A 16,619-nucleotide genomic window follows, 5' to 3' on the forward strand; every position below is an offset into this window, starting at 1 on the left:
ACGCACCCCCGCCCGGGTCACGGGCCGGACGGGCCGCCGTCGACCGCGGCCCGTAGGCTCGTAGACGCGCACCCGCCGTACGGGGCCGCGAACATCGGGAGGGGCGATGTCGGTGGAAGAACGGACCGGCGGCCGGACCAGCCGCCTGGAGGTCCGGCTGGTCAGGCGCGGCTTCGAAGACCCGGACACGGCCGTCAGACGCCTCGCCGAACCGGCGCTGACCGGCCTCGCCGACGACTCCCTGCTGCTGGACTCGCTCGGCTCCACCGCCGACCCCGACCTCGCCCTGCTCGGCCTCGCCCGACTCCTGGAGGCCCTCGACGAGCCGGAGCGGCACACCCTGCGCGACACCCTCACCACCGCCAAACCGCTGCGCGACCGGCTGCTCGCCGTCCTCGGCGCCTCCGCGGCCCTCGGCGACCACCTGGCCCGCCACCCCGAGGACTGGCACGCCCTGGTCACCTTCGAGCAGCACGACATCCACCCCGGCCCGGCCGAGTTCCGCCGCGCCCTCGGCGAACGCGTGTGGGCCGCCGACCCGCACCGCCGCCCCGACGTGCTGCGCACCGCGTACCGCCGCTGCCTGCTCGCCATCGCCGCCCGCGACCTCACCGGCACCACCGACCTCCCGCAGGCCTCCGCCGAACTCGCCGACCTCGCCGGCGCCACCCTGCAGACCGCCCTGGACATCGCCTCCGCCGAGGACCCGGACGCCGCGGCCGCCTGCCGGCTCGCCGTGATCGGCATGGGCAAGTGCGGCGGCGGCGAGCTCAACTACGTCTCCGACGTGGACGTGATCTTCGTCGCCGAGCCGCGCGAGGAGACCGAGGAGCACCGCGCGGTGCAGGCCGCCACCCGGCTCGCCGCCCGGCTGATGCGGATCTGCTCCGACACCACCGGCGAGGGCGTCATCTGGCCGGTCGACGCCAACCTCCGCCCGGAGGGCCGCAACGGCCCGCTGGTGCGCACCCTCGCCAGCCACCTCGCCTACTACCAGCGCTGGGCCAAGACCTGGGAGTTCCAGGCCCTGCTCAAGGCCCGCCCGGTCGCCGGCGACGAGGAGCTCGGCGCCGCCTACACCGAGGCCATCGCCCCGCTGGTCTGGCAGGCCGCGGCCCGCGAGAACTTCGTCGCCGACGTCCAGCAGATGCGCCGCCGCGTCGTCGACTCCATCCCCGTCACCGAGCTCGACCGCCAGCTCAAGCTCGGCCCCGGCGGCCTGCGCGACGTCGAGTTCGCCGTCCAGCTGCTCCAGCTGGTGCACGGCCGCACCGACCCCTCGCTGCGCAGCGGCAACACCCTGCAGGCCCTGCAGGCCCTCAGCGCCGGCGGCTTCGTCGGCCGCGCCGACGCGGCGTCCCTCGACACCGCCTACCGCTTCCTGCGCTCGCTGGAGCACCGCATCCAGCTGCACAAGCTGCGCCGCACCCACCTCATGCCCACCGGCCAGGCCGACCAGCGCCGGCTCGCCCGCTCGCTCACCACCCTGATCAACGACGACACCCGGGCCGACCCGGTCGCCGCCCTGCAACGCGAGTGGAAGCGGCACACCGTCGAGGTCCGCCGGCTGCACGAGCGGCTCTTCTACCGGCCGCTGCTGGACGCGGTCGCGGAACTCCCCGCCGGCGCGGCCGGCCTGCGGCCCGACGCCGCCAAGGCCCGCCTGGAGGCCCTCGGCTACGCCGACCCGGCCGCCGCGCTGCGCCACCTGACGGCCCTCGCCGCCGGTGTCAGCCGCAAGGCCGCCATCCAGCGCACCCTGCTGCCGGTGCTGCTCGGCTGGTTCGCCGACTCCGCCGACCCGGACGCCGGACTGCTCAACTTCCGCCAGGTCTCCGACGCCCTCGGCCGCACCCCCTGGTACCTGCGGCTGCTGCGCGACGAGGGCGCCGCCGCCGAACAGCTCGCCCGGGTGCTCTCGGCCGGCCGGCTCGCGCCCGACCTGCTGCTGCGCGCCCCCGAGGCGGTCGCCATGCTCGGCGACCCGCAGGGCCTGGTGCCGCGCGGCCGGGCCGCCCTGGAGCAGGAGATCCTCGCCGCGGTCGGCCGGGCCGGGGACGCCGGGGCCGGCGTCGCGGCGGCCCGCGCCGTCCGCCGCCGGGAACTCTTCCGGACCTCCGCCGCCGATGTGCTCGGCCGCCTCGGCGACGACCCCGCCGAGGCCCTGGACACCGCCGCCGAGGCGCTCACCGCCCTCAACGCCGCCACCCTGCAGGGCGCCCTGCGCGCCTGCATCGCCGGCTGGGAGGCCCGCAACGGCGAACTGCCGACCCGGATCGCCGTGATCGCCATGGGCCGCTTCGGCGGCCACGAACTCGGCTACGGCTCCGACGCGGACGTCCTGCTCGTCCACGAACCGGTGCTGGAGGCCCTCGACGAGGACGCCGCCCGGGCCGCGCACGCCGTCTGCCACGAACTGCGCACCCTGCTCGCCGCCCCCTCCACCGAACCGCCGCTGCTGGTCGACGCCGACCTGCGGCCCGAGGGCCGCAACGGCCCGCTGGTGCGCACCCTCGCCTCGTACGCCGCCTACTACCGGCGCTGGTCGCACGTGTGGGAGAGCCAGGCACTGCTGCGCGCCGAACCGGTCGCCGGCGACGCCGACCTGGGGGAGCGGTTCCGCGCGCTGATCGACCCGCTGCGCTACCCCGGCGGCGGCGTCCCGGAGCGCGACCTGACGGAGATCCGGCGGATCAAGGCCAGGATCGAGTCCGAGCGCCTCCCGCGCGGTGCCGACCCCACCACCCACACCAAGATCGGCCGGGGCGGCCTCGCCGACGTCGAATGGGTGGTGCAGCTCGTCCAGCTCCAGCACGGTCACGAACTGCCGGGGCTGCGCACCACCCGCACCCGCGCGGCGCTGGCGGAGGCAGCCCGGGCCGGGCTGGTCACGGACGAGGACGCGACGGTGCTGGACGCCGCCTGGGTGCTGGCCTCCAGGGTGCGCAGCGCGGTCATGCTGGTGCGCGGCCGGCCCGGGGACAGCTTCCCCGGCGACGCCCGGGAGCTCTCCGGGGTGGCCCGCTACCTCGGCTACGGGGCCGGGCACTCCGGGGAGCTGGTGGACGACTACCGCCGCACCACCCGGCGGGCCCGCGCGGTGGTGGAGCGGCTGTTCTACGGCCCGTGACGGGGCCCGTGGCGGGCCGGTGACGGCCGCGGCCCGGCCGCGGGGCCGCGGTCAGTTGCGGCCGGCGCCGACCGGCGTCGTCCAGTGCACCGGCACGGTGACCGGCAGCTGCCGCCGCCCGCCCGGCACCCTGGGCAGCTGGTACGCCCAGACGTGGTAGATCAGCCGGGCGGCGAGGAAGCCGACCGCGAGGCAGGCCACGCCGCCGACGGCGTCCATCCAGAAATGGTTGGCGGTCGAGACGATCACGACCAGGGTGGCCACCGGATAGGCCAGGCCGAGCGCCCGCACCCAGGTGCGGCGGGCCAGGAAGAAGATCGTCAGACCGCACCAGAGCGACCAGCCGATGTGCATCGAGGGCATCGCCGCGTACTGGTTGGAGACGTGCGCCGCCGGGCCGGAGGCCATCGACCCCCAGGTGTGGTGGGCGGCGACGGTGTCGACGAAGTTGCCGCCGGTCATCAGCCGGGGCGGTGCCAGCGGGAAGCAGTAGAAGCCCACCAAGGCGATGCCGGTGGTCACGAAGAGGACTGTCCGGGTGGCCGCGTAGCGGCCCGGATGCCTGCGGTAGAGCCAGACCAGCACGCCGATCGTCACGATGAAGTGCAGGGTCGCGTAGTAGTAGTTCATACCGACGATCAACCACTCGACCCGGTCGACGGTGTGGTTGACCGCCCGCTCTATGCCGACGCCGATGGCACGCTCGAAGCGCCACACCCAGTCGGCGTGCCGCTGGGCGATCGAGGCCTGCTCCGGGACGGCGTTGCGGACCAGCGAGTACAGCCAGTAGCTGATGCCGATCAGCGCCAGCTCGAACCAGAGCCGGGGCCGGGCGGGGGAACGCCGCTGCGAGCGGACCCGGGCGCGGAGCGCGGCGGAGCGCGTACGGGCGGCGCTGGTGGCTCCGTCCGGCAGCGAGACCCGATGGGTGTCCTCGCCCGGGACGGAACCGCCGGTGGTCGCCGCGCCGGCGCGGTCGGCGGCGGCTGCGTGGATCTCGGTCGGTTCCCCCATGGACGAGAAGTCTGCCAGACGTCCCGTGGCCGTCCGCTCATCCTCTGGTCGGGGATTCTTCACCGGCTGTCCCCCTGCGGTCGGAGGGGGAGTGAGCCTGGGGGGACGCATGCAATCCATTGTTGCGTGTGCGCATCACCGGGGTCGACCCGGGGGATCCCTCGCGAGCCGAAGAGCGCGCCGGTGCCGGGCCGGAAGGGCCGGAAGGGGCAGAAGGGCCCGATGGGCCCGATGGGCCCGGAGGCGAGTGACGAGAGGCGGGGTAGCCCGTCGGGTGCTGTCAGGCTCCGGACCGGGTCCTCCGGACCCGACGGGCGGCCATCCCCGTGCAACGTGCCCGGTATCCGGCGGTACTCCCCGGGCACGGATACGACTCTGCGGTCTCGGCAACGGTTCGGTCAAGAGGTTGGTTGCAACATTTTCTGCATCTTGCTGAAACATCTTGCAGCGCGCTAGCGTCCACGCCACCTCAACTCAATGACGAACGAGCCGCCCCAAGGGAGCCCGCTGTGGCCGATGTCCAGCCCCGCCGTTCTCGGAGCACCACCCCGTACCGCAGACCCCGCCGAGCAGCCGTCCTGCTGGCCGCGTCCCTGATCTCCGCCACCCTCGGTTCGGCTCCGCTGGCCGCCGCCGCGGCCCCGCCCGCCCCGCCCTCCGACGCCGCGCTCGCCGCCACCGCCGGCCGGCACGACCTCACGCGGGAGCAGTTCTACTTCGTCCTTCCCGACCGCTTCGCCAACGGAAACACCGCGAACGACACCGGGGGCATCACCGGCGGCCGCCTCGACAACGGCCTCGACCCCGCGGACAAGGGCTTCTACCACGGCGGCGACCTGCAGGGTCTGATCGACAAGCTGGACTACATAGAGGACCTCGGCACCACCGCCATCTGGATGGCGCCGATCTTCAAGAACAAGCCCGTCCAGGGCACCGGCGCCGACGCCTCGGCCGGCTACCACGGGTACTGGATCACCGACTTCACCCAGGTCGACCCGCACTTCGGCACCAACGACCAGCTCAAGGAGCTGATCCGCAAGGCGCACGCCAAGGGCATCAAGGTCTTCTTCGACGTCATCACCAACCACACCGCCGACGTCGTCGACTTCGCCGAGCACAGCTACGACTACCGCTCGGCCGGCGCCTACCCGACCCTGGACGCGGACGGCAACCCGGTCGACGAGACCGCCGTCGCCGACGCCGGCACCGCCTGGCCGAAGATCACCAAGGACTCGTTCCCCTACACCCCGGTGCTGCGCTCCCCGGCCGACGCGAACGCCAAGACCCCGTCCTGGCTGAACGACCCCTCGCTCTACCACAACCGCGGCAACTCGACCTTCGTCGGCGAGTCCTCCACCGAGGGCGACTTCTCCGGCCTGGACGACCTGGACACCCAGAACCCCAAGGTCGTCGACGGCATGAAGAAGATCTACCAGACCTGGGTCGCGGAGGCCGGTGTCGACGGCTTCCGGATCGACACCGTCAAGCACGTCAACATGGCGTTCTGGCAGAACTGGGCACCCGCGCTCAAGCAGTTCGCCGCCCAGCGCGGCAACAAGGACTTCTTCATGTTCGGCGAGGTCTACTCCGCCGACCCGTCCGTCACCGCGCCCTACGTCACCAAGGGCAAGCTGCAGGCCACCCTGGACTTCGCCTTCCAGGACGCGGCCCGCCGGTTCGTCTCGCAGAACGGCTCCGCCAAGTCCCTCGCCGAGCTGTACGCGCAGGACTACCGCTACACCACCGGCTCCACCGACGCCCACGAGCTGCCGACCTTCCTCGGCAACCACGACATGGGCCGCTTCGGCAGCTTCCTGCAGAGCGACAACCCGGGCGCGAGCCAGGATCTGCTGCTCAAGAAGGACCTGCTCGCCAACGAGCTGCAGTTCCTCACCCGCGGCCAGCCGGTCGTCTACTACGGCGACGAGCAGGGCTTCACCGGCGCCGGCGGCGACAAGGACGCCCGGCAGGACATGTTCGCGTCCAAGACCCCCTCGTACAACGCCGACAACGTGATCGGCGGCTCCAAGGGCTCCGCCGACCGCTACGGCAAGCACGGCGCGCTGTACGAGGGCATCTCCGACCTCGCCTCGCTGCGCGAGGCCCACCCGGCGCTCGCCGACGGAGCCCAGATCGAGCGGTACGCCGCCGACGGGCCCGGCGTGTACGCCTTCTCCCGGATCGACGCCAAGCAGCAGGTCGAGTACCTGGTCGCGGTGAACAACTCCGCCGAGCCGAAGACCGTCGCCCTGGACACCTACTCGGCCGGCATGGACTTCCGCCCGGTCTACCCGGCCGCCGGCCCCAAGGCCACCACCGGCGCCGACCGGAAGCTCACCGTCACCGTCCCGCCGATGTCCTCGGTGGTCTGGAAGGCGGCCGGCAAGCTCGCCAAGCCCGCCGCCGGCCCGCAGATCACCCTGCAGGCGCCCGCCGACGGCGCGACCGGCACCGTCACCGTCGGCGCCCAGGTGCCCGGCGGCGGCTTCGACCGGGTCACCTTCGCCGCGCAGGTCGGCACCGGCCCCTGGCAGGTCCTCGGCACCGCCGACAACGGCAGCTTCAAGGTCACCCAGGACGTCTCCGCGGCCGCCCCCGGCACCGTCGTCCGCTACAAGGCCGTCGTCCAGGACTCGGCCGGCCGCCTCGCCTCCACCACCGGCTCCTTCACCACCGGCGCCCCGGTGCCGCAGCAGGCCCCGAGCGCCACCTCCCGCCCCTACGCGGTCGTCCACTACCAGCGCAAGAACGGCGACTACGACGGCTGGAACCTCTACGCCTGGGGCGACCTCGCCGACGGCGAGTCCACGACCTGGCCGGCCGGGCACGGCTTCGTCGGCCGGGACGCCTACGGCGCCTTCGCCTACGTGAAGCTGAAGACCGGCGCCTCCGACGTCGGCTTCGTCGTGGAGAACAACGGCACCAAGGACGTCGACACCGACCGCCACATCGACCTCGGCACCACCGGCGAGGTGTGGATCAAGGAGGGCGACCCGACCGTCCGCACCGCAGACCCCGACCCGGCGGTGCCGGTGAAGGAGAACACCGCGGTCATCCACTACCACCGCGCGGACGGCAACTACGACGGCTGGGGCCTGCACGACTGGACGGGCGCCGCCACCCCCACCGACTGGGGCAGCCCGCTGATGCCCGCCCGCAAGGACGCCTACGGCGCGGTCTTCGAGGTGCCGCTGGCCGCGGGCGCGACCAGCCTCAGCTACATCATCCACAACGGCAACGACAAGGACCTCCCGCAGGACCAGTCCCTGAACTTCGCCACCAGCGGGCGGGAGGTCTGGGTCCTCGGCGGCCAGGAGGGCTACCTGCTGCCGCAGGCCTCCGGCAGCTCCTCGCAGGTCGACCTGACCTCCGCGCGCGCCCAGTGGATCGACGCCAGGACGGTGGTCGTCCCGGCCAACTACGGCGCCGCCGACACCGCCCTGAACGGCGGCACCAGCGCCCAGCTGATCTACGACCCGGCCGGCGGCATCACCGCCGACAAGGGCGTGCTCAGCAAGCCCGGCCAGTGGATCCGGCTCAACCCCGGCACCCTGACCGCCGCGCAGAAGGCCGCCTTCCCCCACCTGGCCGGCTACCGTGCCTTCACCGTCGACAGCCGCGACACGGGCCGGATCACCCAGGCCCTGCGCAGCCAGCTGCTCTTCACCGAGCACCTGCCGAGCGGCGCCGCCGTCGCCGCCACCGGCGTCCAGATCCCCGGTGTGCTCGACGACCTGTACGCCGCGAAGGCCGCCCAGGCCCAGCTCGGCCCGGTCTACAGCGGCCGCAAGGAGAGCGGCTGGTTCGGCGACGACAACCGCAGGGTCACCCTGTCGCTGTGGGCGCCGACCGCCACCGAGGTCGCCGTCCAGCTCTTCGACAAGGCCACCGGCGGCACCGCGAAGACCGTGCCGCTCGAGCGGGACGACGCCACCGGTGTCTGGTCGCTCACCCGCGACCACGACGACCTGGACGGCAAGTACTACACCTTCCAGGTCAAGGTCTGGGCCCCCAGCGTGCAGCAGACGGTCACCAACACCGTCACCGACCCGTACGCCGTCGCGCTCTCCACCGACTCCAAGCGCAGCCTGATCGCCGACCTCTCCGCGCAGAGCACCAAGCCCAAGGGCTGGGACCGGCACCGCAGCCCGGAGGCGATCCCGGTCGCCAAGCAGCAGATCCAGGAACTGCACGTCCGCGACTTCTCCAGCGCCGACACCACCGTGCCGGCCGACGAGCGCGGCACCTACCTGGCGTTCACGCAGTCCACGTCGGCCGGCATGCAGCACCTGCGCGACCTCGCCAAGGCCGGCGTCACCACGATCCACCTGCTGCCGACCTTCGACATCGCCACCATCCGCGAGAACCGGGCCGACCAGAAGCTGCCCGCCTGCGACCTCGCCTCGCTCGCCGCCGACAGCGACAAGCAGCAGGAGTGCGTCGCCGCCGTCCAGGCCGACGACGCCTACAACTGGGGCTACGACCCGCTGCACTACACGGTGCCCGAGGGCTCCTACGCCACCGACCCCAACGGCACCGCCCGCACCGTGCAGTTCCGCGAGATGGTGCAGGCCATGCACGACGCCGGCCTGCGGGTCGTCCTCGACGTGGTCTACAACCACACCGCCGCCGCCGGCCAGGACGAGCACTCGGTGCTCGACAAGGTCGTCCCCGGCTACTACCAGCGGCTCTCCGACACCGGCAAGGTCACCACGGACAGCTGCTGCGCCGACACCGCGCCCGAGCACGCCATGATGAACAAGCTGGTCGTCGACTCGGTCGTCACCTGGGCCCGGCAGTACCGCGTCGACGGCTTCCGCTTCGACCTGATGGGCATCGACCCGAAGTCGACCATGCTGGACGTGCAGTCCGCGCTGCGCGGCCTGACCCCGCAGAAGGACGGCGTCGACGGGAAGAACATCTTCCTGTACGGCGAGGGCTGGAACTTCGGCGTGGTCGCCAACGACGCCCGCTTCGTCCAGGCCACCCAGACCAACATGGCCGGCACCGGCATCGCCACCTTCAACGACCGGATCCGCGACGCCGCCCGCGGCGGCAACTTCATGCTCTCCTCGGCGCCCCAGCAGGGCTTCGCGTCCGGCCTGTTCACCGACCCCAACGGCTCGGCGGACAACGGGACCCCGGCCGAGCAGAAGGCCCGCCTGCTGCACCAGATGGACCAGGTCAAGGTCGGCCTCACCGGCAACCTGGCCGGCTACTCCTTCACCGACAGCAGCGGAAGGACCGTCACCGGCAAGGCCGTCGACTACAACGGCGCCCCCACCGGCTACGCCGCACAGCCCGGCGAGGCCGTCGAGTACCTCGACGCGCACGACAACGCCGACCTGTTCGACGCCCTCGCCTACAAGCTGCCCGTCGGCACCTCGCCCGCCGACCGGGCCCGGATGCAGGCGCTCGGCCTGTCGCTCACCGCGCTGAGCCAGGGCCCGGGCTTCGCCCAGGCCGGCAGCGACCTGCTGCGCTCCAAGTCGCTGGACGCCAACGCCTTCGACTCCGGCGACTGGTTCAACGCCATCCACTGGGACTGCACCCAGGGCAACGGCTGGGGCCGCGGCCTGCCGATGGCCGCCGACAACAAGTCGATGTGGCCGACCGCCAAGTCGCTGCTGGCCGACCCGAAGCTCGCCGTCGGCTGCAACGAGACCAACGCCTCGACCTCGATGTACCAGCAGTTCCTGCGGATCCGGCAGTCCTCGTCGCTGTTCGCCCTGACCACCGCCGCCGACGTGCAGAAGCGGCTGTCCTTCCCGCTCTCCGGCACCGCCGGCGAGGCCCCCGGTGTGATCACCATGCACCTGGACGGCACCGGCCTGCGCGGCGCCGAGAAGGGCATCACCGTGGTCTTCAACGCCACGCCCACCGCCCAGCAGCAGACCCTGGCCGCCCTCCGGGGCACCGGCCAGGCGCTGCACCGGGTGCAGGCCGACGGCGCGGACCCGGTGGTGAAGCAGTCCGCCTTCGACCCGGCCACCGGCACCTTCACGGTGCCGGCCCGCACCGTGGCGGTGTTCGTCCAGCACTGACGGAACGTCCGTAGGCAGAAGGGGCTCCGCGGCCATGCGGGGCCCCTTCCGCATTGGCCGAAAACCGCCCTACGGCGACGGGATGGCGTGCCGGGACCGCTGCCGGACGACGGGTTCGCACACCCACCGGCCCGGTCACCGGGCCGGTCGGAGCCAATGAGACCGGTTGTCAGCCGGCCGCCGGCGCGGCGGAGGTCCGCCGAGCCGATCGAGGCGACTTCCCGTCAGGCGTTAACGCCCGTTGGCGTTTCCTGGCCATCTTGGTGGCATGCATCTGTCACTCTCAGGTCGTTTGCTGCCACGATTCCTCCGGCCGCAAGCGGGCTGGACCCCAACCCCCCGGTGCGGCCGCACCAACGACATGTAAAGCGCCTCCGCAACACCTGCACGGCCCCCACTTGCACCGCACCCGTGCCGCGCACCCACCGGCCGGGCCCCCGCTGCGCCGCAACCCCGCGGCCCAGGTTCTCTCCACCGCTCGTGACCCCGCGACCGGTCGGAAAAGGAGTCCGCATGTCCCGCTACACCCCTGCCCGGGTGAGTATGGCCGCGCTGGCGGCCACCACTGCACTGCTGGTGACCGGTATCCCGGTCGTGGCGAACGCCGCCCCCTCCGCCCCTTCGGCCGTGGCCCCGCAGGCGGCGCTCAACCGCGCCCAGCTGCTCTCCGACGCCGGCCAGCTCAGCGCCGCCGTCGCCCAGACGCTCGGCCTCGGCGCGCAGGAGAAGCTCGTCGCCAAGGACGCGATCGTGGACGCGGACGGCAGCCGCCACCTGCGGTACGAGCGCACCTACGCCGGACTCCCGGTCCTCGGCGGCGACCTGGTCGTGCACCAGAGCGCGGCCGGCGTGACCAAGAGCGTGGACAAGGCCACCCAGGCCGCCCTGACCGGTGTGAACACCACGCCCAAGCTGGCCGCGCCGAAGGCCCAGGCCACCGCGCTGGCCGCCGAGTCGGGCTCCGCCCTGGACACCGCCCCGCGGCTGGTCGTCTGGGCCGCCGACGGCTCCCCGCGCCTCGCCTGGGAGACCGTCGTCTCCGGCACCGAGTCGGACGGCACCCCGAGCCGGATGCACGTCGTCACCGACGCCTCCACCGGCAACGTGATCCAGAAGTTCGAGGGCATCAAGACCGGTACCGGCACCGGTGTCTTCGTCGGCAACGTCACCATCGGCACCACGCTGTCCGGTTCGACGTACCAGATGAAGGACGCCGCCCGCGGCAACGGCTACACCACCAACCTGAACCACGGCACCTCCGGCACCGGCACCCTCTACAGCAAGTCCACCGACACCTGGGGCAACGGCCAGGCCTCCAACGGCGAGTCCGCCGCGGTCGACGCCCACTACGGCGTCGCGGCCACCTGGGACTACTTCAAGAACATCCACGGCCGCAACGGCATCAAGAACGACGGCGTCGGCGCCTACAGCCGCGTGCACTACGGCAACAACTACGTGAACGCGTTCTGGGACGACGGCTGCTTCTGCATGACCTACGGCGACGGCTCGGGCAACAACGCCCCACTGACCGAACTCGACGTGGCCGGCCACGAGATGAGCCACGGCGTCACCGCCAACACCGCCAACCTCAACTACTCCGGCGAGTCGGGCGGCCTCAACGAGGCCACCTCCGACATCTTCGGCAGCATGGTCGAGTTCTACGCCAACATCCCGTCGGACAACCCCGACTACCTCATCGGCGAGCTCATCAACATCAACGGCGACGGCACGCCGCTGCGCTACATGGACAAGCCCTCCAAGGACGGCAGCTCGGCCGACTCCTGGTACTCGGGCGTCGGCAACCTGGACGTCCACTACTCGTCCGGTGTCGCCAACCACTTCTTCTACCTGCTGTCCGAGGGCAGCGGCGCCAAGGTCATCAACGGCGTCAGCTACAACTCGCCCACGGTCAACAACATCGCCGTCACCGGCATCACCCGGGACAAGGCCGCGAAGATCTGGTACCGCGCGCTGAGCGTCTACATGACCTCGACCACCAACTACGCGGCCGCCCGCACCGCCACCCTCAACGCCGCCACCGACCTGTACGGCAACGGCAGCGCCGAGTACAACGCGGTCGCCACCGCCTGGGCCGCCGTCAACGTCGGCTCGCTGCCCAGCGGCACGGTCACCGTGACCAACCCGGGCAACCAGAGCACCAAGGTCAACAACAGCGCCAGCCTGCAGATCCAGGCCAGCGGCGGCACCGCCCCGCTGACCTTCAGCGCCACCGGCCTGCCCACCGGCCTGTCCATCAGCAGCTCCGGCCTGATCAGCGGCACCGCGACCACCGCGGGCACGTACAACGTGACGGTGACCGCCAAGGACGCCGCCAACAAGACCGGCACCACCAGCTTCACCTGGACGGTCAGCACCACCGGCGGCAACTGCACCCCGGCGCAGCTGCTCGGCAACGCCGGGTTCGAGTCCGGCAACACCACCTGGACCTCCACCAGCGGTGTCGTCGACAACTCCGCCTCCCAGGCCTCGCACAGCGGCTCCTGGAAGGCCTGGCTGAACGGCTACGGCTCCAGCCACACCGACAGCCTCTCGCAGACGGTGACCATCCCGGCCAGCTGCAAGGCCACCCTGAGCTACTGGCTGCACATCGACACGGCGGAGACCACCACCTCCACCGCGTACGACAAGCTGACCGTCACGGTCAACGGCACCACCGTCGCCTCGTACTCGAACCTCAACAAGGCGACCGGCTACAGCCAGAAGACGATCGACCTGTCGGCCTACGCCGGCCAGACCGTCACCCTGAAGTTCAACGGCGTGGAGGACTCCTCGCTGCAGACCAGCTTCGTGATCGACGACACCTCGATCCAGACCAGCTGAGTCTGATCCGGCAGTGAGCGAGGGCCCGGCGGCCACGGCCGCCGGGCCCTCGCGCGTCCCCGCCCCGATCTCGCGGTGTGAGACTCCGGAAACCCCCGCGCAACACGAAACACCGCGGAAACACGGGCGTCCGCGACGGGAAATACGCCGCGGACAGACTCTCCCGACCGGCGCGCCCCCCACCACCCGCAGGCGCGTTGCACGGGAAGGTTCCGCATGCTGCTCGCTGACTCCACGGCCGGCCTCGACACCGGCGACACCGCCTGGCTGCTGGCCAGCACCGCGCTCGTCCTGCTGATGACCCCGGGACTGGCCCTGTTCTACGGCGGCATGGTCCGCACCAAGAGCGTGCTCAACATGATCATGATGAGCTTCGTGTCGATCGCCGTCGTGACGGTGGTCTGGCTGGTGGCCGGCTACTCCCTCGCCTTCGGCCCGGACGCCGGCGGCTGGGGCCTGATCGGCAACCTCGACCACCTCGGCATGGCCGGCATCACCCCGGGCAGCCTCACCGGCCACGTGCCGACCCTGCTCTTCGCGACCTTCCAGCTCACCTTCGCGATCATCACGGCGGCGCTGATCAGCGGCGCCGTCGCCGACCGCACCCGGTTCGGTGCCTGGGTGGCCTTCACCGCCGCCTGGACCCTGCTGGTCTACGTGCCGGTCGCACACTGGGTCTTCTCGCCCGACGGCTGGGTGCTGGCGAAGCTCGGCGCACTGGACTACGCCGGCGGCACCGTGGTCGAGGTCAACTCCGGTGCCAGCGGCCTCGCCCTGGCCCTGCTGCTCGGCCCGCGCCTGGGCTTCCGCAAGGAGGCCATGCGGCCGCACAACCTGCCGCTGGTGCTGCTGGGCGCCGGCCTGCTCTGGTTCGGCTGGTTCGGCTTCAACGCGGGCTCCGCGCTCGGCGCCAACGGCACCGCCGCGGCCGTCCTGCTCAACACCCAGGCGGCCGGCTGCACCGGCCTGCTGGGCTGGCTGCTGGTGGAGAAGCGCCGCGACGGCCACGCCACCACGCTCGGCGCCGCCTCCGGCGCGGTGGCCGGACTGGTCGCGATCACCCCCTCCTGCGGCAGCGTCGACCTGCTGGGCGCGCTGGCGATCGGCCTGGCCGCCGGCGTGGTCTGCTCCTACGCGGTGAGCTGGAAGTTCCGCTTCGGCTACGACGACTCCCTGGACGTGGTGGGCGTCCACCTGGTGGCCGGCGTCATCGGCACGGTGCTGATCGGCGTCTTCGCCTCCGCCGTGATGACCGGAGGCCCGGTCGGACTGCTGCACGGCGGCCCCACCCTGATCGGCAGGCAGCTGCTCGCGGTGCTGGCGGTGGGCGCGTACGCCTTCGCCGCCACCTACGGCATCGGGAAGGCGATCGACCGCCTGATGGGCCTGCGCGCCTCCGCCGAGCACGAACTGACCGGCCTGGACCTCGCCGTGCACGCCGAGACGGCGTACGATCACGGCGTCCTGGGCCACGGCACGACGGCCCACGCCACCGTGCTGGCACAGCACCCGTCCGACAAGGCCGCCACCGTATGAAGCTGATCACCGCCATCGTCAAGCCGTTCAAGCTGGACGAGGTCAAGACCGCGCTCCAGGAGCGCGGGGTGCACGGGCTCACGGTCACCGAGGCGAGCGGCTACGGGCGCCAGCACGGCCACACCGAGGTCTACCGCGGCGCCGAGTACCGGATCGACCTGGTGCCCAAGGTGCGGATCGAGGTCGTCGTCGAGGACGAGGACGCCGAGGACGTGATGGAGACCATCGTCGCCGCCGCCCGCACCGGCAAGATCGGCGACGGCAAGGTGTGGTGCGTGCCGGTGGACGGCATCGTCCGCGTCCGGACCGGCGAGCGCGGGCCGGACGCGGTCTGACCCGTCCTCACTCCTGGATGGTGGAGGCCCGGTTGGCGCCGTCCTTGGCGGTGTCGACCGGGATCCGCAGGCTCCACAGCGGGGACTTGGCGACGTCGCCCCAGAACTTCGACGTCTGCGGCGGCTCCGGCCGGGTGCGGGTGATGGCCTGGCCACTGTTGGCGGCGCGGACCTGCCCGCTGTAGACGGCCAGCTCGACGGCCGAGCCGTCCTTCCGCCTGACCAGGATCCGGTAGCTGTGGGGGAGCTCGTCGCCGGGGAACGACAGCGGGTACACCTTCGCCCCCTCGGGCTGGTTGATGCAGGCGAGGGCCTGCGGGCTCTTGCCTTCCGGGCAGACGTCCTTCACCCAGTCCTTCCTGAGTTCCACGGTGACGGTGCTGGGCAGGTGGTCGCCGAAGTCCACGTCGACCCGCATCATGGCGGACTGGTCCTGGCGGCCGCTGCCGGTGAACGAAGTGAACCTGGTCGAGTCGGGCAGCAGTTCGGCGAGGACGCCGAGCAGGCCGGCACCGGTGGTGGCGACCTTGCCGTTCACCGGGGGGTCGGTCGGGCCGAGGACGCCCGGGGCGGCCGAGCTCGCGACCGGGGCCGCGGGTGCCTGACCGTGCGGGGCGCCGTCGGGGCCGAACGCGGCCACCCCGCCGGTGAGCAGGGCCACCGCGGCCGTGGCGCCCACGACCTGGAGGATGCGCCGGCGGCGGCGCAGCCGGCGGCCGCGGGTGGCGGCCTCGGCGACGATGGTCTGAACGGGGACGTGGATGTGTTCGGCGCCCGCGCCGAGCAGCCTGCTGAGGTCGTCTTCGATGTCCATGGTGCGCACTCCGGGAGCTGTGAAGGGGCGGGGAGGAGTCAGAGCCGGAAGAGGAGTTCGCGGTCCTCGCCGAGGATCTCCCGAAGCCGGGCCAGGGAACGGGTGTTGAGGCTCTTCACCGCGCCGGCGGAGATGCCCATCATCTCGGCGACCGCCTCGATGCTGTGGTCCTCCAGGTACCGCAGGACCACCACCGCCCGGTTGCGGGGCGGGAGTTGGCCGAGCGCGGCGGTGAGCGTGAGCCTCAGGTCGCTGCCGTGGCCGGCCGGCTGCGGGTTGTCGGGCATCTCGGCGAGCACGACCTCGGTGGAGCGCTTGAGGCGGCGTTGCGAGAGGTAGGTGCGCAGCAGGACGGTCCGGGCGTAGGCGTCGAGCCCGGGTTCGTCCTCTCGTCGGCGCAGTCGCGGCCAGATGGCGAACATCTTGGCCAGCGTCGTCTGGACGAGGTCCTGGGCCTGGTGCCAGTCCCCGCACATGAGGTACGCGACCTGGAAGAGCCTGCGCGTGCGGGAGCTCGCGAACTCCTCGAATTCGAGTGCTCTCTGCATACCGTCGTCCCCCGGTGTGTCCGATTGTCGTGCTGTTGGCGTCCCCCTCTTAGACGCGACGGGGTCCGGAGGAGGTATCAAGGGAATCGGCGGATGTTACCGGCGAGTCCGATTCGTTGTCTTCCACACTCTTGACGCTCCGTTCACGCCCGCCGTAAATTCGGCGCGCTGAAAGTTTCCTGCAAGTTTCAGCGGTCTTGCAGAAACTTGAAGCAGCGGGTCCGCGTCGACGGCGTATCGCGGTCGCGCCCCCACTCCTGCACCACCGCCCGCCACCCCTACGCCGCGGGCGGCCCTGGCTCACCCCCACCCAGCCCCAGGAGACACCGTGGTCACCACCGTCAGCGCAGGCCGTCG

General features: G+C 71.9%; 8 protein-coding genes. 5 read left to right on the forward strand and 3 right to left on the reverse strand.

What is annotated here, in order from left to right:
- The first annotated feature begins 106 nt into the window (after nucleotides 1–106).
- Nucleotides 107–3,130: a bifunctional [glutamine synthetase] adenylyltransferase/[glutamine synthetase]-adenylyl-L-tyrosine phosphorylase gene (locus tag AB0P35_RS03750; protein ID WP_363506020.1), complete on the forward strand. Its 3,024-nt coding sequence runs from the start codon at nucleotides 107–109 to the stop codon at nucleotides 3,128–3,130.
- A gap of 51 nt (nucleotides 3,131–3,181) precedes the next feature.
- Here AB0P35_RS03750 and AB0P35_RS03755 read toward each other — a convergent pair whose 3' ends face one another.
- On the reverse strand, nucleotides 3,182–4,144 hold the full coding sequence (locus AB0P35_RS03755; protein WP_095877053.1) for a phosphatase PAP2 family protein: 963 nt from the start codon (nucleotides 4,142–4,144) through the stop codon (nucleotides 3,182–3,184).
- Nucleotides 4,145–4,722: 578 nt separating this feature from the next.
- On the opposite strand from AB0P35_RS03755, the gene pulA reads away from it, so the two are divergent.
- The 4 genes from pulA (at nucleotide 4,723) to AB0P35_RS03775 (ending at nucleotide 14,900) form a co-directional block, all read left to right on the forward strand.
- The gene (gene pulA / locus AB0P35_RS03760) at nucleotides 4,723–10,188 is read left to right on the forward strand and encodes a pullulanase-type alpha-1,6-glucosidase (protein ID WP_363506338.1); all 5,466 of its coding nucleotides are present in this window, start codon (nucleotides 4,723–4,725) and stop codon (nucleotides 10,186–10,188) included.
- Between the two features lie 513 nt (nucleotides 10,189–10,701).
- Nucleotides 10,702–13,029 (forward strand): M4 family metallopeptidase, encoded by a 2,328-nt coding sequence (locus AB0P35_RS03765; protein ID WP_363506023.1) that lies wholly within the window; start codon nucleotides 10,702–10,704, stop codon nucleotides 13,027–13,029.
- A gap of 216 nt (nucleotides 13,030–13,245) precedes the next feature.
- On the forward strand, nucleotides 13,246–14,565 hold the full coding sequence (locus AB0P35_RS03770; RefSeq protein WP_363506026.1) for an ammonium transporter: 1,320 nt from the start codon (nucleotides 13,246–13,248) through the stop codon (nucleotides 14,563–14,565).
- Nucleotides 14,562–14,900 carry a P-II family nitrogen regulator gene (locus AB0P35_RS03775; RefSeq protein ID WP_095877049.1) on the forward strand — a complete coding sequence of 113 codons (339 nt, stop codon included), beginning with the start codon at nucleotides 14,562–14,564 and terminating at the stop codon, nucleotides 14,898–14,900. The genes AB0P35_RS03770 and AB0P35_RS03775 overlap by 4 nt, the downstream gene beginning before the upstream one ends.
- 7 nt (nucleotides 14,901–14,907) lie before the next feature.
- Here AB0P35_RS03775 and AB0P35_RS03780 read toward each other — a convergent pair whose 3' ends face one another.
- Both AB0P35_RS03780 and AB0P35_RS03785 read right to left on the reverse strand, forming a co-directional pair.
- Nucleotides 14,908–15,714 carry a hypothetical protein gene (locus AB0P35_RS03780; RefSeq protein ID WP_363506029.1) on the reverse strand — a complete coding sequence of 269 codons (807 nt, stop codon included), beginning with the start codon at nucleotides 15,712–15,714 and terminating at the stop codon, nucleotides 14,908–14,910.
- Between the two features lie 38 nt (nucleotides 15,715–15,752).
- On the reverse strand, nucleotides 15,753–16,262 hold the full coding sequence (locus AB0P35_RS03785; protein WP_095877047.1) for a SigE family RNA polymerase sigma factor: 510 nt from the start codon (nucleotides 16,260–16,262) through the stop codon (nucleotides 15,753–15,755).
- Between the last annotated feature and the right edge of the window lie 357 nt (nucleotides 16,263–16,619).

This window comes from Kitasatospora sp. NPDC085879 (genome assembly GCF_040686255.1).
GTDB lineage: Bacteria > Actinomycetota > Actinomycetes > Streptomycetales > Streptomycetaceae > Kitasatospora.